The following is a 24,065-nucleotide window of genomic DNA, read 5'->3' on the forward strand; positions in this document are numbered from 1 at the left end:
TGAATTACAAGTATTTTTTATACAAATGAGACAAAAATTACCATATTTTTTACTCGGCTTCAATTTTAAAGAATGATGTTAGACTGGCAGCCTTCCATCCAGTTTTTGATGTTGTCAAAGACAATTTTTGCCCTGGCATCCATGGACTGTACTGAGGCAAATGCCACGTGTGGGGTAACGATGGTATTCTTGCTTTTAAGAAGTGGATGATCCTGATCAAGGGGAGGTTCAGTTTCAAAGACATCGATTCCAGCACCGGAAAGGTAACCGTTATTTAACGCTTCAGCCAAGGCTTCAGAATCTACTACAGGCCCTCTTGCGGCATTGATTAAGTATGCGCCCTTTTTCATTTTTGCAATGGTGTCCCGGTTTATTAAATGGCGGGATTCATCGTTTAAAGGACAATGGAGGCTTACAATGTCAGAACGGGATAATAACTCGTCAAGGGATACGAATTCAATAAATGAAGGCTCGTCTCCAGTCAGGTGCCGTTTGTATCCCAGAACCTTACAACCAAAGGCGGAACAGAGTTCTGCAGTTCTTGTACCGATAGCGCCGGCGCCTATGATCCCTACGGTTTTACCCATGATTTCACAGCCTACCAGGCCATCTTTGGTTTTCCCTTCTCTGCACCGGGTTTCCACCTGGGGAACATTGCGAAGCAGGGAGAGCATGAGGCAGATCGTAAGCTCTGCAACGGCCTCGGTGGAGTATCCGGCTGCATTGCTGACTTTGATCCCTTTTGTTTTTGCTGCTTCCAGGTCTACGTGATCAACCCCTGTAAATGCAACATCTATGAATTTTAAATTCTCACAGGCAGATATTACCTGCCCGGAAAGAGGCATGTTGGCAATCATGATGACATCTGCCAGTTTTGCCCGTTGGATCTGGACTTCAGGGTCCGTATCCTTCGGATGAGAGGTGAAGCAGTGGCCGGCTTCCGTCAGCGGTTTTGCGTATTCATTCAAAAGGCTGTCCGGAATGCCCAGGGATTCTAATAATACGATATTCATAGGTATCACTCCAATCATTGCATAAAATTACAGGGTCACAGTAAGAAGGCCCTGCATTTCCTATTATAGCACTGATTGAAGGATTAAAAAAGATGGGATTTATTTTGCTACTTCCGGCTCCATGTGGAAAACCCCTTTCGCCGTAGAGTACTGTAGGAAAAACTAATAGATTCACCTATTCATAAGAAGTGGAAAAATGAGATAGAAGATGATAAAATCTAAAAGAATGAAGAAGCGGCTGTTACCCTTAGTATTTGAAAAAAAGCTGCATTGTTAGAAGATTAAGGAGGAACTGTCATGAAAATAGTTGTGTTAGATGGGTATACGGAAAATCCGGGAGATTTAAGCTGGAGCGGCTTTGAGGCGCTAGGGGAACTGACTGTTTATGACAGGACTCCTGTAGAGACCATTATAGAACGGATCGGTGATGCAGAGGCTGTCATCGTAAACAAAACTCCCATAAGTGCTGAAGTACTGAACGCCTGTCCTGGCATTCGCTATGTGGGGGTCCTGGCAACCGGATATAATGTTGTAGACGTGAAAGCAGCGAAGGAAAAGGGAGTAACGGTTACCAACATCCCGGCTTACGGTACGGCATCAGTGGCACAGTTTGCATTTGCACTGCTCCTTGAGATCTGCCATCATGTGGCTCATCACAGCAATGCAGTGTATGAGGGGCGCTGGGAAAATAATGCGGACTGGTGCTTCTGGGATTATCCTCTCATTGAGTTGTCAGGCAAGACGGCGGGGATCATTGGTTTTGGAAAAATCGGACAGGCAACTGGTGCCATTGCCAAGGCTATGAATATGAGGGTTTTGGCCTATGGCGGTCAAGAATCAGAGTCAGGACGGGCCATTGCCGACTATGTAAAACTGGATGAACTGCTTGCTTCATCCGATGTGATTTTTCTTCACTGCCCATTGCTTCCGGAAACGGAGGGCATCATTAATAAAGATACCATTGCTAAAATGAAAGATGGAGTTATCCTTATTAATAACAGCCGCGGCCCCCTGATCGTCGAGCAAGACCTTACGGAGGCATTAAATACCGGTAAGGTCTATGCCGCAGGATTGGACGTGGTTTCTTCCGAGCCGATCAGGGGCGCCAATCCCTTACTGAATGCTAAAAACTGTCTGATCACCCCACATATCAGCTGGGCACCGAAAGAGAGCCGTGAGCGGTTGATGAACATAGCAACCGAAAATCTGCGTGCTTTTCTAGAAAAGACACCGGTGAATGTGGTGAATTCCTGATGCTCTGTTGAATCAGCGTTAGTTATTTAACAGTGGACCGATAAACTAACCGGCAGCCTGCATGGCAGGCTGCCGGTTTTTTATCCTGCTATCTCAGCCAGTCTATTTATTATGGGCAGATGCTGTGTGCACAGCTTCTCGCATTTGCCGCATTTGATACAGTCTCCGGCAGAGTCTTTTGATATCTGCCAATGGCCTTTCAGGCGATCATACATATCATTTCCCAGCAGCTTCATGTTGTAGGCATCCATGAATTTGGGGATATCGATATCTTTTGGACAATGCTTGCAGTAAGCGCAGCCGGTGCAGAGGTCGTTGCTGATCATGCCCTTATTTTCATATTCTTCATAGATTTCAGCAGCGGGGCGCTCGGCTAAGTTTTCCACGGCTTTCACGGCATCATCGACATGTTCCTTTGTGGTACAGCCTGCGAGAGTGATTGTAATCTCTTTGTGGGATGCCACAAAGTTTAAGGCTGACTGTGCCACGGTAAGGTCTGTTCCTTCTGTCAGATAGCGGAATGTATCTGGATTTCCCGGTATAAGACCGCCTCCTAAGGGATTCATGACTACGACGCCCATACCATTGTCATAGGCGGCTTTAATGCCGGTCTGGCGGAAACGGTAGTTGAGTGCATTGTATCCAATGAGCATTCCCTTAAATAGATTGGAAGCTACGGCAGTTTCGAGCTCGTTGCCCTGCATATGGGATGAAAACACGATATTGCGGATCAGTCCTTCTGATTTGGCTTTCTCAAAGAATGAATAAAGGATTTCCACCTGATTGGAAAAAGAATCCAGATTCAATACGCACCACAGATGATAAAAATCAAGATAATCCACCTTTAACCGGCTTAATGTGGTTTCCAGTCTCCTTCGGAAATCTGCTTCTGTGTAGCTGCCGCCTACGGTGCCTAAGTTGGTCTTTGAAGAAATATAGTAGCTGTCTCTGGGCAGCTGTGATAAGGCCATACCTGTGATGATCTCGCTCTTATCGTCACAGTAAAAAGGAGCAGTGTCAAAGTAGTTGATGCCTTTTTCATGGGCATACAACGCAACTTCCGCGCATTTTTCAAAATTACCTGATTTGACATCATCGGAGTCATACCGCATACAGCCCATGCCGATGGCGGAGACTTTCATATCGGTGTTTCCATACTGTTTGTAATACATATAAATACCTCCAGGTTTCGTTCAGAATGAGTGTTAAAGATAACCGAGTGATTTTAAGTGTAAGTTTAATCCTGTCTCTAGGGGTGTATCGGGCAGCCGTACACCCGCTTCCCGCAGGGCAGACAGATCATAGATCCGATGGCACAGATGGCCGCTGTACTCCGGGTGATCTTCAAGGTATCCAGTCAGGGGGATCTCCTTTATAGTCAAGTCCCTGTCAAGCAGCTGTCCAATGATCTCGTAATATCTGCGGTTTTCCACTGCTTTTGGTCCCCCGATACAGAAAATACGGTTAAAAGCGCCTTGCCTTTCTGCACAGTCGAGCATGGAGTTTGCCAGATCGTCCACAAATATTGGTTGCGTGAGATAGATTCCGCCGCCAACAAGAGATATGGGCTCCCGGTCCAGGATGAGCTGGGGCAATTCCTTCTGCCTGCTATGCTCCGGGTAACACCCTATGAGAAAACCAGGTCCGTAGATATGCCCGGGGCGGAATAATGTAACCACTAAGGAGGTGCTGAAGTTGTTGATAAAGATATGTTCCATACGGCGTTTGTTGCCTGCATAGGTGAGTGCTTCGGGTTCGCCTTCTTCCTCGACGAAATATCCGTCTTCGTTCTGCGGCGTGTCTTTTCTTAAGGGATCATACACGGAATCCGTGGAAATCACGACCAGACGTTTCGTTATCCCGGGTAATACATCTAAATCCTGTAAGGCGTGTCTTTCATTCATGCAAATGCAGTCAAAGACGATATCCCAGTTTGTATCCGCTTCTAAAATCGTTTTCCGGAAATTTTCAGTATCGTTTCGGTCGGCTTTTAAAAGATGGATCCCGTCCCCTAAGGGCCGTTGTCCTCTGGTAACCGCCCAAACTTCATATTCATCTTTTGCAAGTGCAGCCAGACGGCCGCTTAGGCCTCCGCTTCCTCCGATAATCAGTGCTTTCTTCTTCATACGGAATCTCCTCCTTATTTGAATATCTCTATATGTTTCTTCCTCTCCGGCGGGAGCAGTTTTGAAGGCGGGATTCCCTTTTTTTCTTTAAATAGTTTTGAGAAATAATAAATATCGGAAAATCCGCTTTGCAGAGCTGCATCGCCTACGTTGGCCTCACCACTCCTCAGTATGTTTTCCGCATGGTTCAGCCGCAGAGAGATCAGGTACTGTTTGAATGTCATGCCCAGCGCTTTTTTAAACAGATTTCCGTAGTACACCGGATGAATATGAAACAGACTGGCCATGGTATCGATGCTTACATCTTCTGCAAAATGAGTGCTCATATAGCGGATGCTGTTGATGATGCGGATGTCCTTACTGCTGATCCGGTTTTCATTGATAAGGAGATCCAGTATATGGTATAGAATCAGACACATGCTGGCCCGCACCTTTAATTTGTAGCCGAACTCACGCTTCAGCCATTCTTCATGGATCTCATGAAAGCATGATATGAGCTGGGGAACATTGCCTATATGGCTGATGAGGTCAATGGGCAGGGTGATATCGTTGCCTTTTTGATCTGTGAGAAAGAGGTTTGTGGAGTAACATTCCATCAGATCCTCCGGTACACTGACCGCTGCTCTGTGGGTGCCCTTGGGTATGCAGATCAGATCACCTTTCCGGACGATATATTCTGTCCCGTCTATGAAATATCTGGCTTTTCCCGCTATGACATATGTGATGTCGATGAAAGATATGTAATCCGGATCGATCTTCCAACTCGCAGTACATTTTCTGTGAATGTAGTAGTGCAGATCGGGAATCATGTTATCAAAATTCACTTCCATAAGCTGCGCCTCCCATTTTTTATTGTGACTTTTTTAGAAAAAATACAGTGGCTGTTACTGATGCAGGATTTTTTAGTATATTTAGTATATCTTGTCCGGTAAAAATGTGCAATAGAGAATACAAAGCAAAAAATATATTTAAAAATTACAAATGGTATTTTAATATTACATTCACATAATTGGAGGATATGGCTAAAATGTAAAGCATAATAAACGTTTATTTAATCAAAATGCTGACAGACCCAATGAAACTGTTTCAAGAAAGGAATTATTATGGTAGGTATCATCGGAACGGGCGTTATTGCAGAAACTCATCTTAAGGCATACCTTGCACTTTCGGACAGATGTCAAGTGGCTGCGCTTTGTGATATCTTTCCCGAGAAAGCGCAAAGTCTGAAAGAGAAGTATGGTCTGGATGCAGCGGAGGTCTATGGGGATTATAACGAGATGCTTAAAAGAACGGATATCGATCTTGTAAGTGTGTGCACCCCGCCGTTCACCCATTTGCCTGTTTCTATAGCATGTATGCGGGCAGGGAAGCATGTACTGGTGGAAAAGCCCATGGCCTTATCACTGGCGGAATGCGACGAAATGATAGAGGTCCAAAAGGAGACTGGCGCTTATCTGGGAGTCGTATGCCAGAACCGTTTCACGAAAGATAATCAGATATTAAAGACACTGATAGAGAGTAAAGTTGCAGGCAGAGTGCTCTTTGGCCAGGTGGAGTCATTCTGGTACCGCGGTCACAGTTATTATGATCTTTGGTGGAGAGGCACCTGGGAGAAGGAAGGCGGGGGCTGTATCATTAATCACGGCGTACACCAGATAGACTTACTTAACTGGATCATGGGCCCTCCTGAGACTGTAACGGCTGTTCTGACAAATGTTGCACATGATAATGCTGAGACAGAAGATCTGTCAGCTGCAATACTCACCTATAAAAGCGGAGCAGTAGTGACCTTTGCAGTAAACCTGGTGACACATGGCCAGTATCAAAGACTTGCCTTCCAGTGTGAAAAAGCGGGTATCTCATCCCCCTATCAGATCACGAGCAGCCGTTCTACTGACACAGGATTCCCCGTAGACGACCCGGATGCAGCAGCAGAGCTTGAGAAAGTACGGGAAGCAATTCCAGAGTCGGATAGAACGAAGCATGAGGCACAGATAGAGCGGGCGATCCGCTTTATAGAAAAAGGTGAGAACCATCCGGAAGACAGTGCAGATGGCCGCCTGGCTCTTGAAGTTATTACGGCGATCTATGAATCCGGATTTACGAAATCGACGGTCCGTTTGCCTCTGGACAGGGACAGTCTTTTGTATAAGAAAAACGGAATAATTGAAAACGGAAAGAATTTCCTTGCAGCGAAACAGAACGCTGGCAGCGGAAATCAGGAGGAACTGAATTGATTACAAAAACAAGGGATCTGTGCTGGCTGAATAAGAAAGTACATCAGCCGGATATATCCGGTTATCATATCAAAGATAAAAAAGACAGCATTGTATTGAAAACAATAGAAAGAGAGCTGCCACTGCTGTTTGAAGGTGCAGAACCATCGGATGAACCGGGATCCTCTTTGGTGTTATCACTTGCAGGTGATGACGGCAATGATGGATATGAGATAGGAAAGACAGAGACAGGCTACGAAATAACAGCATCTACGGAGACAGGTCTTCTTTATGGAGTATTCAGTCTGCACCGTATTCTGATCACAAAAGGTACGCTTCCCTTTAAGAACAGACCGGATCAGAGCATACGCATGATAAACCACTGGGACAATTTCGACGGTTCCATTGAGCGCGGTTATGCGGGAGAGTCAATTTATTATGATAGTAACAATTTTAGAGGAGATATGGAGATCGTCCGCTCTTATGCAAGATTGCTTGCAAGTACAGGGATCAATGCCATTTCAATCAACAATGTAAATGTACATAAAAAAGAGACCTTCTTCATAAAAGACGAAAATCTGAAAGAAATCAGAAAGATCGCTGATGTGTTTGGCGAATACGGTATCAGAACTTTTCTTGCCATCAACTTTGCAGCTCCCATCGTGGTAGGCGGGCTTGACACAGCGGATCCTCTTGTACCGGAAGTTGCTGCATGGTGGGAGAAAGTGGCTGCTGAAATATACAAAGAGATTCCCCGGTTTGGCGGTTTCATCGTGAAAGCGGATTCAGAGGGGGAGCCTGGTCCATTTACCTATAACAGGACCCACGAAGATGGTGCGAATATGCTGGCACGGGCGATAAAACCCCTAGGAGGCATCATTATCTGGAGGTGTTTTGTATACAACTGTGGGCAGGATTGGAGAGACAGAACCCTTGACCGCGCCATGGCTGCCTATGATATATTTATGGAGCACGACGGAAAGTTCGAGGACAATGTTATCCTTCAGATTAAAAATGGTCCCATAGATTTTCAGATCAGAGAGCCTAATTCTCCATTATTTGGGGCACTTAAAAAGACAAATCAAATACTGGAATTCCAGATCACCCAGGAATACACAGGGCATCAGGTTGATATTTGTTATCTGATCCCTATGTGGAAGGAAACTTTGGATTTTGACACCCGCTACGGGAAAGATGCTTATATCAGGAATGAGATCAAAAGGAACTCCCCGGATCCCAAACTGTCAGGAATAGCGGCGGTTGGAAGTGTAGGAATGGACACAAACTGGACAGGCAACAAGCTCGCTCAGGCAAATCTCTATGGATACGGCAGGCTTGTATGGGACAATTCACTCAGTTCTGAAGCCATAGCCGGAGAATGGGTAAATTTAACCTTTGATCTTCCGCGGGACGAGGCCGTAAAGATCATGGAGATCCTTACCACCTCCAGAGATGTATATGAAGACTATACCTGTCCTCTGGCAGTTGGATTTATGTGCAAACCGACGATCCACTACGGAGTGGACATAGACGGATACGAATATGACAGATGGGGGACCTATCATTATGCGGACCGCAACGGCGTAGGAAGAGAACGTTCGGTCGCAAACGGTACCGGATATACAAGGCAGTACTCCGATGACAGATTCAGAGAATATGAAGATTTATCTACCTGTCCGGATGAGCTTTTGCTGTTTTTCCATCATGTGCCGTATACCCATATCCTTCGCTCAGGAAAGACTGTTATACAGCATATATATGACACACATTTTGCGGGAGTGGAGAAAGTAGAGCAGTACGAGGAAGTTTGGGAGAGTCTGGAACCGCTTTTAGATGAAGAATGCTATAGGAATGTGAGAGAACGTCTTAAGAAACAAAAAGAAAATGCAATCAATTGGCGGGATCAGATCAATACCTATTTCTACCGTAAGTCAGGAATTCCTGATGCCCATGGCAGAATGATCTATGATTAAAAATATCAGCTGTATTATGTATTACCAGGCATCGTAAGAATTGGTGGTATAGGGTTTTACAGACCCTGCAAATAAAAAAGAAAAGGAAGGAATTAGTATTATGAAAAAATGGAAGAAAAGTTCAGCCTTACTTGCAGCAGTTTTAACGGCAACAGTCAGCTTCACCGGATGTGGAAGCAACGGAGGAAACACTGCACCGGCTACTACGGTAGCATCAGGCAACGGCGGAGAGGCTAAATCAGATGCGGCACCGGCTGGTGAACTGGCCAAGTTAAGCTTTTCCTGGTGGGGCAATGATGACCGCCATCAGGCGACTCAGGAAGCCATTGATGCATTCAACGCAGCTCATGCAGGCGCAATCGAAGTGACAGGCGAGCCTTCCGGCTTCGGTAACCTGGAAGAGACTTTTGCTACCCGTTATGCGGGCGGTACGGAAGCTGATATCATGACTGTCAACTATCCGTGGCTTATCAAATACAGTCCGGACGGTACCGGTTTCTATGATTTAGACAAGGTTGCGGATATCATTGACTTTTCACAGTATGATGCAGGATTTTTAGAGACAGGAAAGACCGGCGGTGTGATGCAGGCCATTCCTTACGGACAAAATACTCTGGGCGTTTATTTGAACAAATCCGCATTTGAGAGAGCCGGTATCAATGAAATTCCGTCTACATTCGAAGCGTACAAGGAAGCTGCTAAAGCTATTACGGAACAGAATCCAAACGCTTATCTGATCGTAAGCCCGACATTCCGTTTTGCAGCCGTTTATTATCTGCAGCAGAAGACCGGTAAGGGTGAATTCGATGAAAATCTGAATATGAATTATACGGTAGAGGACTACAAGGAAGCTATGACCTGGTATAAGGAACTGGCAGATCTTCATGTATTCTGTTCCAGACAGGATTACCTTGAAAATGTAGGAAATGACCCTGTATCCATTGCCCAGAATGCAAAATTTATTGACGGCGGATATTTGGGAGTACTTGAGTGGACAGGTGGAATCGCTTCCAATGCACAGACACTTGCAGATAAAGGAGACGAGCTTATTGTAGCACCCCTTCCAACGATTGACGGAGCGGTATTTAAAGGTACCATGGCAAAACCGTCACTGACATTTGCTATCTCAAAGAACTCCAAGCACCCAAAAGAAGCGGCAGAATTCCTGCAGTATATTTTAAATGATCCGGAAGGCACCAAGCTTATGGGTTCAAAGAGAGGTATGGTGGCATCAAAATCTGCAAAAGCCACACTTGAAGCTGACGGTCAGATCACGGGAGCCGTAAAGCAGGCTTATGACTTTACAGATGAAGCAGAAGTTATCAATAACTCCCCTATCTTTGAAGATGCCGTATTTACAAGTTCTTATGAAAGCAATTATGAGAAATATGAATTGGGTGCAAGTACCGTAGATGAAGCGGCTCAGGCATTCTATGATGAAGCATCCGCTCAGGTTGCAAAGCTGAAAGCAGAATATGGGAAATAATTGAAATAAAGCTGCCACATTCCTCAGTGTCAGTCTGCCGGAAAGCAGGTGAAGGATTCACTTTATATAAGCTGGATCCTTTCACCGCCTGCGGCGGCCAAAAAACGTCAAATCTGATATAGGAACTTATTAACTATATAGCTCTTAGTGGCTATATCATTATTAGCTAGGAGGAATTTTTTTGAAAAACAGCAAGATCGGGCTTTTGTATATTCTCCCCTGGATAATTGGAATGGTTTTTCTTACGTTGTATCCGTTTATTAATGCACTTTTTATCAGCTTTACGGATTACAACCTGGTCAGAGAACCCAATTTCATAGGATTTGCCAACTATGCAAAGCTATTTAAAGATAAAGACTTTTTAGGCACGCTGAGGCAGACGCTGAAATATACAGTAATTACAGTGCCTTTGCAGCTTGCATTTGCACTTTTTATTGCGTTTATCCTGAATTTTAAATTAAAGGCTATTAATTTCTACCGGACGGCATACTATGTTCCCTCCCTTCTGGGCGGAAACGTGGCGGTTGCCGTATTATGGCGATTTTTATTCCAGCAAGATGGATTTGTTAACCATTTTCTTGGTATATTCGGTGTGAGTCCTGTAAAATGGCTGTCTTCCGCATCCGGAGCTATGGCTGTTATTGTACTTTTAAAAGTCTGGCAGTTCGGTTCCGCCATGCTGATATTCCTGGCGGCTCTTAAAGATGTGCCTCAGGATCTCTACGAGGCTGCAAGTGTGGACGGAGCTACGAAGTCATATTCGTTTTTTAAGATCACGATTCCGTTGATCACACCTACAATTTTCTTCAATTTGGTCATGCAGTTGGTCAATGCTTTCCAGGAATTCAACGGACCTTACCTTATCACGAAGAAAGGCCCTTTAAATTCCACTTACCTTACCTCTATGTTCATATATGACAATGCTTTCCAGCTTTTCAATATGGGTTACGCAAGCGCCGCCAGCTGGGTACTGTTTCTCATCATCGTATCTGTTACGGTAGTGTTATTTGCTACCCAGGATCGCTGGGTATTTTATTCGGATAAGGGGGAATAACATGGCACGGACAATTTTGATCAGCGAAGTCGAAAGACGCAGAAGAAGAAAGTACATGATTAATGCTGCTTTCAGATATACCTTACTTACGGCAGTGGCCCTCGTTATGATTTATCCCATCATCTGGCTTGTGGGAGCTACATTTAAGACGAACAATGAGATATTTACGTCAATAAATTTCATACCGAGCAAAATAGACTTTACGCCTTATATCAATGGCTGGAAAACAAGAACGAAATTTACGTTTACTACGTTTTTTCTAAACACATTCAGTTTTGTGATACCTAAGATATTGTTTTGTCTGATATCAAGTACACTGGTGGCGTATGGATTTGCCAGATTCAATTTCCCGCTAAAAAAGATATGTTTCTCCATACTTATGGCGACAATGTTTTTACCGTCAGTCGTAACCAGGATACCGCTGTATATTTTATGGAAAAACCTTGGACTTTTAAATACATATGTACCTTTGGTAGCACCAACCGTATTTGCCAACGAACCGTTCTTCGTATTTATGCTGATCCAGTTTATGCGTTCCATACCGACGTATTTAGATGAGGCGGCGACGATTGACGGCTGCAACTCATTTGGAATCTTGACGATGATACTGCTCCCTGCATTGAAACCGGCACTGATAAGCTGTACGATCTTTCAGTTCGTATGGAGTTTCAACGATTTCTTAGGCCCCCTGATTTATGTGACTAGCCTTGCGAAATATCCCGTGTCACTGGCTCTTAAGATGTCAATCGATCAAAGCAGCGGTATTGTGGAATGGAATCAGATCCTGGCGATGTCGTTCCTGGCTCTGCTTCCTGCACTGATCCTGTTTTTCTGCTGCCAGAAGTATTTTGTAGAGGGAGTGACCAGTTCTGGAGTGAAAGGATGAGCGGCTTTCGTGTCACCCCGTACATTTCAGATCATGCGGTTTTGCAGAGAAATGAGTTTATTCCCGTAAGAGGTACAGCAGATGCGGGAGCGCGGGTAGTGACAATATTCTCAAAGGAAGATGGGGGTGCCGATTTTATAGAAGAGACCTTGACCGATGAAGACGGAAACTGGAAGCTTTTGTTTATGCCTATGCAGGCAGGGGGGCCATATTCTATTTCCGTTATATGCGCTGGTGAGAGAAAAGAATTTTCTGATATCTATATAGGAGATGTCTGGCTTATGTCCGGTCAGTCGAATATGCAGCTGCCTATGCAGAGGGTAAGGTATCGCTTCCCAACGGAGTATCGTGAAGACGGAGATCCGCTTATCCGGCAGTTCACTGTCCCGATCAAATGGGATTTCAAAGCTCCTGAAGATGAACTGTCAGGAGGAACATGGGAAAGTTATTCTTTGGAGTGTGCTTCTTATTTTTCAGCAGCGGGATATTTCTTCGGGGCAAAATTGCGGGAAAGATATCCGGTACCCATAGGCCTTATACTTACTGCAGTGGGCGGTACGCCTATAGAGGCATGGATGAGCAGAAAAGCGCTTGCGGTTTTTTCCGGTAAAGCAAAAGCAGCTGACAAGTGCAAATCAGATGAATATGTCAGGAATATACAAAAAGAAGATGAACTGGGGGCTTCCTCGTGGTATAAGAAATTAGATGAGGCGGATGCGGGGATTTTAGAAGACTGGCTGAATTCCGGTTTCCGGGATACATGGAAAACAGTCAGCCTTACTGATGATTTCTATGCAAATGAAGATTTTGAAAAACCAGGCTCTTTCTGGTTTAAAAAGACTGTGACAATCCCTCCTGAACTTTCAGGCAAACCGCTTCGTCTCTCCCTTGGAACCATCAAAGATGCGGACTACACTTACGTTGACGGGCAGCGCATCGGTAATACCACATATCGGTACCCGCCCAGGGAATATCACCTGGAGGGACTTACCGAAGGGGACCATGAGATCACGATACGCGCGATCGCGGTGGCCGGGCGGCTGGACTTTACCAAAGGGAAGTCTTATCAAATGATTTTTGAAACAGGAGAAACGTTGTCTATCTCTGAAGGCTGGACGTATAAGAGCGGCGCATATGCGGAAGCTCTTATACCACCGACCTTTTTTGAGAGAAAGCCCATGGGTATGTACCAGTCAATGATAGCGCCTCTTCATGATTTTCCTATCTGCGGTATGTGCTGGTATCAGGGAGAGAGCAATGCAGACGACGACCATTCCTATCCTCAGTATTTTGGGCGCATGATCGAGGATTACAGACGGAAATGGCATATGGGAAAGTTTCCTGTTATTTACGTACAGTTACCGAATTATGATCTTGAAGATGCAGGGAACTGGGTACGTTTTCGAAATATGCAGCAGAGCCTTGCAAAGCTTCCAAACAGCGCTATGGTGGTTACCATCGATTGCGGCGAGTATAATGACCTGCATCCAACAGATAAGAAGACGGTAGGAGAGAGAATGGCCATGGCGGCGTATGAGATTGCATACCATGAGCCGGGAGAGTGGCTGTCCCCTGTATTCTCCCATGCTGAAAGGAAGGGTGATGAGATCATACTTCACTTTAATCATGGGGGGAGAGGATTCAATGTATCAGACGGCAAACCGGGCGGGTTTGAAGTCTGCATATCAGGTGAATGGATCTCAGATTACATCAATGTCCGGACCCAGGGGGGGACGGTTACTTTGAATGTCCAAAAAGGAAAGACAGTTACCGGAGTACGCTATGCATGGTCAAACAATCCGGTGGCTGCGAATCTGTACGCAGCCCAGGGACTGCCGGTATCGCCGTTTGAAGCAACGATCGTCTGACTGGACGGCAGGAATGCTGAATCAATCGTTGGGGTGGGATTCCTTCGAATCCTGCTTCAATATTGCGTTTTGAGCATCATCTGTTTTTGGGTATAAAATATACAGGACCGCAGTAGATGCGGCCCTGTATATTTTATTATATCACCAGATACGTTAAAAAAGGGTGGGGTTTACTTTGCTGCTTTTTCTGAATAAGTGGTCGTTACAAGTTCCTCATAAGGTACCCGATCCTTTAATTGTCCGGATTCTTCCAGGATGTTTTCCAAAAGCTCAAAGCTGTCTTTTGCAAAAATCGTATCCTTTTTCCAGGTATCCTGTGCTTTATACCGTTCAATAATGGTTGCAATCGTCGCTACGTCGGTTTCTTTGAACTGGGGCTGGATCACCTTTGCAATTTCTTCCGAAGAATGGGAATTAACATATTCCAGGCCTTTTTGGATTGCATTGGTGAATTTCTGGATGGTTTCCGGATTCTTTTCCAGATAGCTTTTCTTTGCGCTGTAGGCAGTGTAAGGAATATATCCGGAATCAACGCCAAGAGAAGCTACAACGTGTCCGCTGCCTTCTTTTTCAAGCCCTGTGGCAAATGGTTCAAATTCCACGGTATAGTCTGCGTCATTGCTGGTAAATGCCGCAGCAGTCAGGCCAAAGTTTAGACTCTGGTCAATGGATAAGTCCGTAACAGGGTCGATGCCATTTTTTTTCAGGATATACTCAAATACCATTTGCGGCATTCCTCCGGCTCTTCCGCCAAGTACCTTTTTGCCTTTAAGATCCGTCCATTTAAAGTTAGGCTGATTATCTCTTCCTACAAGAAAGTTTCCGGCTCTCTGGGTCAGTTGGGCGAAGTTGACAGCATAGTCTTTCGAACCGTTCGCGTAAGTATAGATGCTGGCCTCGGAACCCATAAATCCGATATCGGCATCGCCTGATATCAGAGCAGTCATAACCTTGTCGGCGCCGGCTCCGTTGACTAAGGTTAAGTTAATGCCTTCATCCTCAAAATATCCCAGTTCAATGGCTGAATACTGGGGAGCGTAGAAGATAGAATGGGCAACTTCATTTAGTGTGACCGGAGTTAATTCTGATGCCTTTGCTTTTGGGCCGCAGGCAGTCAGGCTAAGTAAAGAAGCTCCGGTGAGTATGGCCGCCAGAAAAAAGTGATAGGCTTTTCTCATAAAATCCTCCTTAGGGAAATCTTAATACTACATTTTATTATGAGAATATGGGAAGGTACTTTGTCTTATGAAAATTTTTTATATTACCGTAAACGTACCGGATACCTTATAAAAAAGCGGTCTAATATGCTTTCTGGCCGAGATTCTGCAGCTTGTCAGGGAGGCGGCCAGCATGAATGCAACCAGTAGTAAAGCGATTGCCTTTTTCATATCGTTCTCCCTTTCTTAGTATCTCCTATTGGCATTGTATGAGGGGGGCCAGGCTGCGGTTCCAGACATTTATATTTTTCTGTATTTTAAGATGGAATAAGAGGAGAAACTGTGTTATACTGCTATAGTAAAATTTACAAAACAGGAGAAATTCAATGGACTATCGGATGATTGTGCTGGATTTGGATGGGACGCTGACCAATCGGAATAAGGAGATCACACCCAGGACCAAAGAGGCACTTTTTGAATTAAAACGACAGGGCGGAATTATTGTACTGGCTTCCGGACGGCCCACTTACGGGGTGATGCCCCTTGCCAAGGAATTGGAGCTTCATAAGTCAGGAGGATACATCCTGTCCTTTAACGGAGGGCGCATCATTGACTGCAGAACCGGAGAAACGGTTTTTGCAAGGGAATTGCCGGTGTCCTCAAATTCCAGGATTATCCGCATGGCAGAGGACCATGGAGTGAACATCCTAACCTATGAGGATGATTTGATCGTCACTCCCAATGCCAGGGATGAATATGTAGAAAAGGAAGCGGCTGTCAATAAGCTGGAAGTAAAAGAAATCCAGGATATGGAGGCTTATGTACAGTTTCCGGTTGTTAAATTCATGATGCTTGATGAAGGCGACTATCTTGCAATGGTAGAGCCAAAGGTAAAGGCGGCCTTAGGGCGGGATTACAGCGTTTACCGTTCAGAACCCTATTTTTTGGAGATACTCCCGAAAGGAGTGGACAAGGCGGCAAGTCTGGAACGTCTGCTTTTAAAGCTTGGCATGAGCAAGGATGAGATGATTGCCTGCGGAGACGGTTACAATGATTTGTCCATGATCCAGTATGCAGGCCTTGGCGTTGCAATGGACAATGCAGTTCTCCCGGTGAAGAAGGCAGCTGATTATGTGACCCTTTCCAATAATGATGACGGAGTGGCTCATGTTATAGAAAAATTTATGCTTTCATGATGTCCGCGAAGGGTGGACTTTACAACTTTAGTATGTTAAAATGCTACTAAGGGAAAAAACAATAAAAAGGGGATTGAACGATATTATGAATAAAAAGATTAAGACAGATGCGGTAGATCATCTGTTTGAAGCTATTCTAACCTTGAAATCATCAGAGGAATGCTATACTTTTTTTGAGGATGTATGCACAGTCAATGAATTGCTAAGCTTATCCCAAAGATATGAGGTTGCAAAGATGTTAAGAGAGGGCCGTACTTATCTGGAGATCGCGGAAAAGACGGGGGCGTCCACTGCGACCATCAGTCGTGTGAACCGCTCCTTAAATTATGGGAACGATGGATATGATATGGTGTTTAAGCGTTTGGAAGAAGAAAAGAGAGAAGATTGATAAAAACAGGGACAAGCCGGGTACCGATACTTGCCCCTGTTTTCATCTGTCATTTTTTCTTTTTTATGTTTATGGGCTCGGTTTCTCTTAAATCATCAATGATCTGCTCAATAATCTGCTTCTTTAAGTACACATCAAAGGAAAGCTCACAGATCCAGGAAAAGAGGCGGAGATATTCCAGATCATCTTTCTGGAGCCCTTTGTCTTCAAAGGTTTTACCGGCGTGCTCGTATTTTTGAAGGATATCCTCCTTGATACGGTCAATACCGCCTTCTACCTGGGAGAAAATTTCCCGGTAGATATCCTCCAAAGGAATCCCTTCCGAAGAATTAAAGTGGTTTTCCGTAATAGGCTTAAAGAGCTGCTCAATGTCATGAAAAGAGAGCAGATTTTTAAAGTAATATATAAATATTAGCAGCAGAATATGTTCTCTGGAATATTTCTTTTTATTAGGAGCCGGAAGAAGATTGTTCTTGGCATAATTATTGATCATGGTTTTGGTCAGGACTTTGTCCTCTGGATAGCGTTTGGTGTCTTTTAAATGCTCATCCATGAAGGTGGTGACCTGATCCATGTACAGATCAATATTGGGAATGGTTTCCGGCCTGATATGGTCTAAGGATTCCAGATGCTTCAGGATGTCCTGCATTCTTTCGTCGTTGGTCTTCATATGTTTTCCTCTTTCCTGCCCATGACTTGGCATAAAGGCATACTCACAGGGCGCCGACCTTCTGTACGCCCGCTGCCGCACATGAGGGATGATCCCCTTTATCATATCATATTATATAGTATTCAATACCAGATGACAAGGGGGAAAAGGATTTAAAGGACTAAAATTTTTTAAGAATACCTTAAAAAGTTTCTTGACTTTTGTGGAATGTGTGCTAATCTAGAATTATCAGAGAAATGAACGAAAGGAGACACATCATTATGAAAAAAGTATTAGCAACAGAAAAAGCGCCGGCAGCAATCGGCCCATATTCTCAGGGCGTACGCGGGGGCGATTACGTATTTATATCAGGACAGCTTCCTATTAACCCTGCTACCGGTGAATTTGCAGGTGAGGATATCGTATCCCAGACAAAGCAGTCATTGACAAACATCAAGTCCATTCTGGAAAGCGAAGGCTTATCCATGGCTAACGTGGTTAAGACAACCGTTTTATTAAAGAATATCAGTGAGTTTGGAGCAATGAACGAAGTTTATGCATCCTTCTTTGAAGGAGAATGCCCGGCAAGAGCCGCATATGAAGTGGCAGCTCTTCCTAAGAACGCTCTGGTTGAAATCGAGGCCATCGCATATTGCGGTATATAGTCTTTCCAGGAATTGATCGAAAGAAACGAATGCAGGGAGCAGGATCCTTTGAGATGCTTAAAAGTGTTTCAGAGGGCTTTGCTCTCTTTTTGTATTTCTGTAAACTTAAGGTATATGAAAAGGGCAGTTGTAGAAATAAAGGGCTTTTTGCGAAAGAAATGGGTTGCATATTGACGGACATATATTATAATAAATTAGATAGTCCGATTTGTTTTATGGCTATCGGGCTGCCGGTTTTCTGAATGTAAGCCCCCTAAGGCTTGCGTTCATCATGAAAATCAGGTCTGAAATTCATATGGAAGCTGGTACTCTAACGATGAAGATTGACGAAACGGCAGAAGAATATCTGGGCCGGATTCCTATGTGGACCAGAAAGAAAAATTCTCTGGAAGATATCCGGAAGTACCTCTGTGAGATGGGGGAACCGGATGAAGGGATGAAAATTTTTCATGTAGCAGGTACCAATGGAAAAGGGTCGGTATGTGCATTTTTACAGTCTATTTTAAAGAAAGCAGGCTGCAGGGTGGGGACCTTTACCTCCCCTCATCTGATTGAAACCAGGGAACGTTTCTGCATAAACGGAGAGATGGTATCGGAAAAGGTTTTTGAAGAAAGCTATGAGACCGTCCGAATGCTATCGGAGAATATGATGGAGAAAGGATATTGCCATCCGTCTTATTTTGAGTTTCTGTTTTATATGGCAATGGACATGTTCCATAAGACAGAAGTGGATATTGTAATTTTGGAAACCGGCCTTGGAGGAAGGTTTGACACGACCAATGTTATTAAGTCTCCCCTGGTATCGGTGATTACCTCCATCAGCCTGGATCATACAGAATATCTGGGAGATACGATTGAAAAAATTGCATGGGAAAAGGCTGGAATTATAAAAAAAGGTGTGACAGTCGTCTTTGATGGAAACGATGGACAGGCTTCCCAGGTCATCCGCAGCAGGGCAGAGGAGCTTGGTTCCCCTTTCTGTGAAGTGGACAGGCAGGGATATGAGATAACCGGATATGAAGATCAGGGCTGCAAGGCAAGATTTTATAAAACGGAAAGCGATTTTATTGAAGTTACTGTTCCGACCGTAGCTGAATATCAGGTGATGAATGCCTTCCTTGCGTTTAAGGCTCTTGAAGCGGCAGGGCTTAAGGAGGTCATGGACTTAGAGATCAGCCGGTCGCAGATGAAGGAAGGAATCGCTCACATGTACTGGCCGGGAAGAATGGAAGAAGTGCTGCCTGGAGTATATCTGGACGGAGCCCATAATCCGGGTGGTATTAAAGCCTTTTTAAAGGCTGCAGCAGGCCTTTGTGAGGCAAGGAAGAAACGGGCTGATCTTTTGTTTTCGTCAGTTTCCGATAAGGATCATGATAAAATGATAAAGGAGATTGCAGGCACGCTGCCCCTTGATCAAGTGGCAGTGGCTCACATTCATTCAGAAAGAGGACTGGAAACGGAGGTCCTGCTTAAAGAGTTTCAAAGTGCCTGCGGCTGCGGTGTGGAAGGATTTCAGACAGTGGAAGAGGCGGTTTTATACATGCTTCATAAAAGGGATGAAGAGCATCTGCTGTTTTGTGTAGGTTCACTTTACCTGATGGGGGAGATAAAAGCGGTTTTAAGGAGGAACGGATATGATTGATTTTGAAGCTGAGATTAACAGTTACAGGCCAAGCCTGGAGGTTGATGCCATTGAAGATGCCATTGTAAGGAGTGATTTGACGGATATGAATGACCTGATGATGGATCTTATAAAAGAAATCAACAAGGAATAGGCGGTTAAAATATGGATTATGAAAGAAAAACCCGGGTAATCGCAAACAGCTATTACAATATGGGGCTGGAACGGGCAAAGCTCAGGGACTTGTCAGGAGCTTCCGAATGTCTGAAAAAAAGCCTCCATTTTAACAAGTATATGACAGATGCAAGGAACCTTTTGGGTCTGATCTATTATGAGGTCGGAGAAGTGGGCGAAGCTCTTGTTCAATGGGTAATCAGCATGAACTTCCAACCAGAAGGAAACCAGGCGGATAACTACCTCGGTGAGATACAGAGAAAATCAGGTATCATGGAGACGGAGCGGCGTGCAGTGAGAAGATTCAACCAGGCCTTGATTTACGCCCAAAGCGGCAGTGAGGATCTGGCGATTCTGCAGCTCATTAAGGTTGTGGAAAGCAAGCCTAACTATGTAAAGGCCCAGCTTTTGCTGGCACTCCTTTGCATAGCCAGAGAGGATTATCAGAAGGCTGGTAAAGCCGTTTACAAGGTATTACAGATCGACCGCAATCATCCAAAGGCGCTTTACTACAAGTCCTTAGTCAAGGATACGGCCGGAACTGGAAAAAGTGAGCGGGAGCCGGAAAAAAGAAAGCTGAAGAATGTACTTTCCCACAGGCAGATGGAAGATGACGATGTGATCATCCCTCCAAGCTATCGGGAGAATACCAAGGATCAGGCGGTATGGAATATTCTTGCAGGGCTTTTACTTGGGGCTGCAGTGGTCTTTTTTCTGGTAATGCCGGCGAATACTAAATCCATAAATGAGCTCCATAATCAGGAGATACTAAAATACAGCGAGCAGTTAAGCCAGGCCAACCAAAAAGCAGACGGTCTTACGGCACAGCTGGAATCCATAGAAGCAGAAAAAAAGACTGCAGAGGCTTCTTTAGCCTCTCTCACCAGTGATTCAGACAGTGTTCTGGCCCAGTATCAGGCCGTGATCGGGATCCTTCAGGCATATAAGAAGGATGATTTTCCGGCTGCAGTGCGGATTTATGCCGGGCTTAACCCGGATCTCATCGCTTCCGCAGATGTCCAGACAATCGTAGGTGAGATAAGGAAGGATATGGCGGAAAATGGCTGTCCGATTTTAGAAGGCTTTGGGGACAAGGCGATGGAAGCAGCTGATGCCCAGACTGCACTTGCTTATTACTTAAAATGTATTGATTTAAAACCAGCCAGCTGGCAGGCCAAATTTAAGACGGCGGTCATCTATAAGGGAATGGACCAGAAGGAGCAGGCCAACGGGCTGTTCTCCGACATTATAAATAACAGCAAAGATGAAGAACTATCTGCTAAGGCAAAATCAGAGCGAGGTTTTTGACATAATTTACTTAGTGAAGGCAAGCAAAGTGCAGCCTGAGTTTAGTAAATTAGTCGTTCGATGAACGAAAGTGAATCGAACTTCCTTTGTTTTTTTAGCAAATGAAAGACACTACAGAAGAACGATTTTTTTGTGGTGTCTTTTTTTCATTTTCCCGGTACGTTTCCGGCGGCCGGGTGGTGCTCTTTTTGGTATTACGGACAGACAATAAGGAATGGAGGAGTATTGCATATGAATCAACCATACTTTACATATGAAGCAGAAGGGCAGACACTGATCGTCCATCTGCCGGAGGAGTTGGATCATCATAACTGTTCAGGGCTTAAATACGAAACCGATTTAATCCTTTCCGAGAACTATATCAGGCGCATTGTTTTTGATTTTTCAAGGACCAGGTTCATGGATTCCTCGGGAATTGGTATTTTACTGAACAGGTATAAGCAGATGGCTTTAAGCGGGGGGACCATAGCCATCTACGGTGCAGGCCCCCAGGCTCTCCGCATTCTTAAAATAGGGGGGATATTAAAATTAATGAAATTATATGACTCTAAGGAAGCAGCAGTCACAGGTTGAGGAGGAACGTATGTCAGAACAGAATAAACCAGAAATTCTGAAAATGGAATTGGAAGCCCTGTCAAAGAACGAGGAATTTGCCAGAGTGGCAGTGGCAGTTTTTATGGCAAGGTTGAACCCCACCCTGGAAGAGGTGGATGATGTAAAAACAGCCGTGTCGGAGGCAGTCACAAATGCAGTCATCCATGGATATCAGGGGAACGGAGGAATTATTTACCTGGAAGTGGAGATTGATGGCCAGGAAATTGCCGTAACCGTCAGAGATACGGGTATCGGTATCCCCGATATCAAGCTGGCTATGGAGCCTATGTACACCACGGATCCGGATGGAGAACGGTCGGGCATGGGATTTTCCTTTATGGAAGCGTTTATGGATCAGGTGGAAGTAAAGTCGGCTCCTGGAGAGGGTACTGCCGTAACCATGACAAAGAAGATTAACGGGTGAGCCTTATGGATGAGACCATGAGATTGATAGAAATGGCTCACGAAGGAGATAAAGCGGCAAGGGACCGGCTTGTGACCGACAATTTCGGGCTGGTTTGGAGCATTGTACGCAGATTTACAGGGCGTGGTTATGAACCTGAGGATTTGTTTCAAATCGGCAGCATTGGCTTAATGAAAGCCATTGATAAATTTGACTTATCCTATGAGGTGAAATTTTCCACTTATGCGGTGCCCATGATAACAGGAGAGATCAAACGCTTTTTAAGAGATGACGGAATGATCAAGGTCAGCCGCTCCATTAAGGAAATGGGGCTTAAAGTGAAAAACGTCAGGGAAGAGTTAGTGTATCGTTTTGGAAGAGAACCTACGTTGGAAGAAATTGCAGGAGAAATAGGGGCCAGCAAAGAAGAAGTGGCAGCATCCATTGAGGCGGGCGCGGAAGTGGAATCCTTATACCGGTCTGTTAACAAAAATGACGAAAACAGCATTTTACTCATTGATAAAATTGAAGAGGAAAGTTCCGCCCAGGAAGAACTATTAAACCGCATGGTGCTTCGGGAACTTTTAACGGCGCTTTCCGATAAGGACAGAGAAATTATTATCAGGCGTTATTATTATAATGAGACTCAAAGTCAAATTGCCGCAAAGCTTGGAATATCTCAGGTTCAGGTTTCCAGACTGGAAAAAAAGATTTTAAAACAGATGCGGGAAAAATTGTAGAATAAAATATTTTATACGGCTCATACTAGCTTTGAAAACCAGAGAAAAGGATGTGAGCACGTATGGAATCCATAAAACATAAGCTTGTCATGGCGCTTCTTGTGTTATGCCTGATTGCAGTAGCCGCTGCTATCTGGTATATGATTGCGGTTATGCCGGATGGAACAGAAAAAGAAGGGACGCTTGTAGAAGCCATTCCGGGATGGGAGATGATGGTTTCATGAGCAAGACCGTTTATTTGAATATCAGCCAGATTACAGAGGTGCGGCATAAGAATATCCAGTTAAAGGATGTGGCAGATGTTTATTGCGACGATACGGCCATCATGAATAAGTGTAAAGCCCTTAGGATCAAGACCATCCATTTGGACCGTAACAAGCGGTATATAGAAAAAACTCTGGATGTAATCCAGAAACTGATGGAAATGGATTCGACTCTTCAGATCAATAATGTGGGGGAGGTAGACTTTATTATAGACTACCATAAGCCCAAATCACCCATGTGGGTCTGGCAGTGGATCAAAACCATTTTTGTCTGCATCGTATGTTTCTGCGGTGCATCCTTTGCCATTATGACCTTTAATAATGATGCCAGTGTTACGGACGTTTTTAAGGAAATTTACCGGATCATCATGAAGCAGGAGTCAAGCGGATTCACGATTCTGGAGGTCAGTTATTCCGTTGGACTGACTATTGGAATTGTGGGATTCTTCAATCATTTCGCAAAATACAAGATCAATACCGATCCAACTCCGCTGGAGGTGGAAATGCGGCTTTACGAAGACAATATCAGTAAGACCCTGATCCAGAACGATGGAAGAAAGGAGTCGGATATTGATGTTTCTTAGAGAAGTATTTCTTGTTTTTATTGGGCTCAGCGCTGGCGGCATTATAGCAGCCGGCGTTTTTGCTTTTTTGGTAATTATTGGTGTATTTCCAAGATTGATCGGAGCGACCAACACGAAAAAGCACATATTGCTCTTTGAATCGGTCATCATTCTTGGCGGTGTGCTTGGGAATGTATGGGATATTTATAAAATTCCCATAGGGTTTGGCGGAAATCTGGCTCTTGGAATATATGGACTTTCCGTTGGAATCTTTGTGGGAATCCTTGTCATGTCCCTTGCGGAGACCTTGAAAGCCCTGCCAGTCATCGGCCGAAGAATTCATCTGGCTGTTGGTCTGCAATATTTGATCCTTTCCCTGGGGCTTGGTAAATTGATCGGTTCTCTGATCTATTTTACAGCGAATTTCGGACAGTAGCATCAGGAAAAGGATTGTATGGACGAGAAGGA

Annotated in this window: 26 protein-coding genes; 19 read left to right on the forward strand and 7 right to left on the reverse strand. The window is 44.6% G+C overall.

All coding sequences use genetic code 11. The features are described from left to right. Nucleotides 1–65: 65 nt before the first annotated feature. The gene (locus BMW45_RS20295; RefSeq protein ID WP_092248243.1) at nt 66–1,013 is read right to left on the reverse strand and encodes a 2-hydroxyacid dehydrogenase; all 948 of its coding nucleotides are present in this window, start codon (nt 1,011–1,013) and stop codon (nt 66–68) included. Between the two features lie 297 nt (nt 1,014–1,310). Here BMW45_RS20295 and BMW45_RS20300 point away from each other — a divergent pair, with 297 nt between their 5' ends. Continuing rightward, nucleotides 1,311–2,267 (forward strand): D-2-hydroxyacid dehydrogenase, encoded by a 957-nt coding sequence (locus BMW45_RS20300; RefSeq protein WP_092248246.1) that lies wholly within the window; start codon nt 1,311–1,313, stop codon nt 2,265–2,267. 80 nt (nt 2,268–2,347) lie between these two features. Here the strand turns inward: BMW45_RS20300 and BMW45_RS20305 are convergent, their stop codons facing one another. Genes BMW45_RS20305 through BMW45_RS20315 form a run of 3 tightly spaced genes read right to left on the reverse strand, consistent with a single transcriptional unit; the run spans nt 2,348 to nt 5,223 of the window. After that, the gene (locus BMW45_RS20305) at nt 2,348–3,439 is read right to left on the reverse strand and encodes an aldo/keto reductase (RefSeq protein ID WP_092248249.1); all 1,092 of its coding nucleotides are present in this window, start codon (nt 3,437–3,439) and stop codon (nt 2,348–2,350) included. A 33-nt stretch (nt 3,440–3,472) separates the two neighbouring features. Then, nucleotides 3,473–4,393: an NAD-dependent epimerase/dehydratase family protein gene (locus tag BMW45_RS20310; RefSeq protein WP_092248252.1), complete on the reverse strand. Its 921-nt coding sequence runs from the start codon at nt 4,391–4,393 to the stop codon at nt 3,473–3,475. A 14-nt stretch (nt 4,394–4,407) separates the two neighbouring features. Beyond that, the gene (locus BMW45_RS20315; RefSeq protein WP_092248255.1) at nt 4,408–5,223 is read right to left on the reverse strand and encodes an AraC family transcriptional regulator; all 816 of its coding nucleotides are present in this window, start codon (nt 5,221–5,223) and stop codon (nt 4,408–4,410) included. A 273-nt stretch (nt 5,224–5,496) separates the two neighbouring features. Between BMW45_RS20315 and BMW45_RS20320 the strand changes: the two genes are divergently transcribed. The 6 genes from BMW45_RS20320 to BMW45_RS20345 all read left to right on the forward strand — a co-directional run bounded on the left by BMW45_RS20320 (nt 5,497) and on the right by BMW45_RS20345 (nt 13,876). After that, entirely contained in the window at nt 5,497–6,630 is a 1,134-nt protein-coding gene (locus tag BMW45_RS20320; protein ID WP_242883182.1) for a Gfo/Idh/MocA family protein, read from the forward strand. Beyond that, the gene (locus BMW45_RS20325) at nt 6,627–8,582 is read left to right on the forward strand and encodes an alpha-glucuronidase (protein ID WP_242883184.1); all 1,956 of its coding nucleotides are present in this window, start codon (nt 6,627–6,629) and stop codon (nt 8,580–8,582) included. The genes BMW45_RS20320 and BMW45_RS20325 overlap by 4 nt, the downstream gene beginning before the upstream one ends. A gap of 100 nt (nt 8,583–8,682) precedes the next feature. Next, the gene (locus BMW45_RS20330; protein WP_092248261.1) at nt 8,683–10,068 is read left to right on the forward strand and encodes an ABC transporter substrate-binding protein; all 1,386 of its coding nucleotides are present in this window, start codon (nt 8,683–8,685) and stop codon (nt 10,066–10,068) included. A gap of 232 nt (nt 10,069–10,300) precedes the next feature. Further along, nucleotides 10,301–11,122 carry a carbohydrate ABC transporter permease gene (locus tag BMW45_RS20335; RefSeq protein ID WP_310579774.1) on the forward strand — a complete coding sequence of 274 codons (822 nt, stop codon included), beginning with the start codon at nt 10,301–10,303 and terminating at the stop codon, nt 11,120–11,122. A 1-nt stretch (nt 11,123) separates the two neighbouring features. Then, nucleotides 11,124–12,008 (forward strand): carbohydrate ABC transporter permease, encoded by an 885-nt coding sequence (locus BMW45_RS20340; RefSeq protein WP_025232417.1) that lies wholly within the window; start codon nt 11,124–11,126, stop codon nt 12,006–12,008. Next, nucleotides 12,005–13,876, forward strand: a complete 1,872-nt coding sequence (locus tag BMW45_RS20345) for a sialate O-acetylesterase (protein ID WP_092248267.1) — start codon at nt 12,005–12,007, stop codon at nt 13,874–13,876. Before BMW45_RS20340 ends, BMW45_RS20345 begins: the two co-directional genes overlap by 4 nt. A gap of 170 nt (nt 13,877–14,046) precedes the next feature. Here BMW45_RS20345 and BMW45_RS20350 read toward each other — a convergent pair whose 3' ends face one another. Further along, nucleotides 14,047–15,054, reverse strand: a complete 1,008-nt coding sequence (locus tag BMW45_RS20350; RefSeq protein ID WP_092248270.1) for an ABC transporter substrate-binding protein — start codon at nt 15,052–15,054, stop codon at nt 14,047–14,049. 78 nt (nt 15,055–15,132) lie between these two features. Then, a complete protein-coding gene (locus BMW45_RS28785; RefSeq protein WP_278320803.1) occupies nt 15,133–15,264 on the reverse strand; it encodes a hypothetical protein in 132 nt (43 codons plus the stop codon). 155 nt (nt 15,265–15,419) lie between these two features. Here BMW45_RS28785 and BMW45_RS20355 point away from each other — a divergent pair, with 155 nt between their 5' ends. Both BMW45_RS20355 and BMW45_RS20360 read left to right on the forward strand, forming a co-directional pair. Continuing rightward, a complete protein-coding gene (locus BMW45_RS20355; RefSeq protein WP_054789532.1) occupies nt 15,420–16,229 on the forward strand; it encodes a Cof-type HAD-IIB family hydrolase in 810 nt (269 codons plus the stop codon). A gap of 85 nt (nt 16,230–16,314) precedes the next feature. Further along, nucleotides 16,315–16,617, forward strand: a complete 303-nt coding sequence (locus tag BMW45_RS20360; protein ID WP_025232421.1) for a YerC/YecD family TrpR-related protein — start codon at nt 16,315–16,317, stop codon at nt 16,615–16,617. A 49-nt stretch (nt 16,618–16,666) separates the two neighbouring features. On the opposite strand, the gene BMW45_RS20365 is transcribed toward BMW45_RS20360, so the two are convergent. Continuing rightward, nucleotides 16,667–17,287 (reverse strand): DUF1836 domain-containing protein, encoded by a 621-nt coding sequence (locus tag BMW45_RS20365; RefSeq protein ID WP_092248273.1) that lies wholly within the window; start codon nt 17,285–17,287, stop codon nt 16,667–16,669. A 260-nt stretch (nt 17,288–17,547) separates the two neighbouring features. Here BMW45_RS20365 and BMW45_RS20370 point away from each other — a divergent pair, with 260 nt between their 5' ends. The 10 genes from BMW45_RS20370 (at nt 17,548) to BMW45_RS20410 (ending at nt 24,033) form a co-directional block, all read left to right on the forward strand. Continuing rightward, on the forward strand, nt 17,548–17,931 hold the full coding sequence (locus BMW45_RS20370; protein ID WP_092248276.1) for a RidA family protein: 384 nt from the start codon (nt 17,548–17,550) through the stop codon (nt 17,929–17,931). A gap of 316 nt (nt 17,932–18,247) precedes the next feature. After that, nucleotides 18,248–19,573, forward strand: a complete 1,326-nt coding sequence (locus BMW45_RS20380) for a bifunctional folylpolyglutamate synthase/dihydrofolate synthase (RefSeq protein ID WP_092248282.1) — start codon at nt 18,248–18,250, stop codon at nt 19,571–19,573. Next, the gene (locus tag BMW45_RS28025; protein ID WP_166433171.1) at nt 19,566–19,706 is read left to right on the forward strand and encodes a hypothetical protein; all 141 of its coding nucleotides are present in this window, start codon (nt 19,566–19,568) and stop codon (nt 19,704–19,706) included. The genes BMW45_RS20380 and BMW45_RS28025 overlap by 8 nt, the downstream gene beginning before the upstream one ends. An 11-nt stretch (nt 19,707–19,717) precedes the next feature. Further along, the gene (locus BMW45_RS20385; protein ID WP_092248286.1) at nt 19,718–21,034 is read left to right on the forward strand and encodes a tetratricopeptide repeat protein; all 1,317 of its coding nucleotides are present in this window, start codon (nt 19,718–19,720) and stop codon (nt 21,032–21,034) included. A 231-nt stretch (nt 21,035–21,265) separates the two neighbouring features. Then, nucleotides 21,266–21,607, forward strand: a complete 342-nt coding sequence (locus tag BMW45_RS20390; RefSeq protein WP_025232427.1) for an STAS domain-containing protein — start codon at nt 21,266–21,268, stop codon at nt 21,605–21,607. A gap of 10 nt (nt 21,608–21,617) precedes the next feature. Further along, nucleotides 21,618–22,052: an anti-sigma F factor gene (gene spoIIAB / locus BMW45_RS20395; RefSeq protein ID WP_143057072.1), complete on the forward strand. Its 435-nt coding sequence runs from the start codon at nt 21,618–21,620 to the stop codon at nt 22,050–22,052. Between the two features lie 5 nt (nt 22,053–22,057). After that, nucleotides 22,058–22,771, forward strand: a complete 714-nt coding sequence (sigF, locus tag BMW45_RS20400) for an RNA polymerase sporulation sigma factor SigF (protein WP_092251141.1) — start codon at nt 22,058–22,060, stop codon at nt 22,769–22,771. A 62-nt stretch (nt 22,772–22,833) separates the two neighbouring features. Then, entirely contained in the window at nt 22,834–22,995 is a 162-nt protein-coding gene (locus BMW45_RS28030; RefSeq protein WP_166433172.1) for a hypothetical protein, read from the forward strand. After that, nucleotides 22,992–23,618 carry a stage V sporulation protein AA gene (locus BMW45_RS20405; RefSeq protein WP_092248292.1) on the forward strand — a complete coding sequence of 209 codons (627 nt, stop codon included), beginning with the start codon at nt 22,992–22,994 and terminating at the stop codon, nt 23,616–23,618. The genes BMW45_RS28030 and BMW45_RS20405 overlap by 4 nt, the downstream gene beginning before the upstream one ends. Then, entirely contained in the window at nt 23,605–24,033 is a 429-nt protein-coding gene (locus BMW45_RS20410) for a stage V sporulation protein AB (RefSeq protein ID WP_025232431.1), read from the forward strand. Before BMW45_RS20405 ends, BMW45_RS20410 begins: the two co-directional genes overlap by 14 nt. The last annotated feature ends 32 nt before the right edge of the window (nt 24,034–24,065 follow it).

This window comes from Lacrimispora sphenoides, from assembly GCF_900105215.1.
Taxonomy (GTDB): domain Bacteria; phylum Bacillota; class Clostridia; order Lachnospirales; family Lachnospiraceae; genus Lacrimispora; species Lacrimispora sphenoides_A.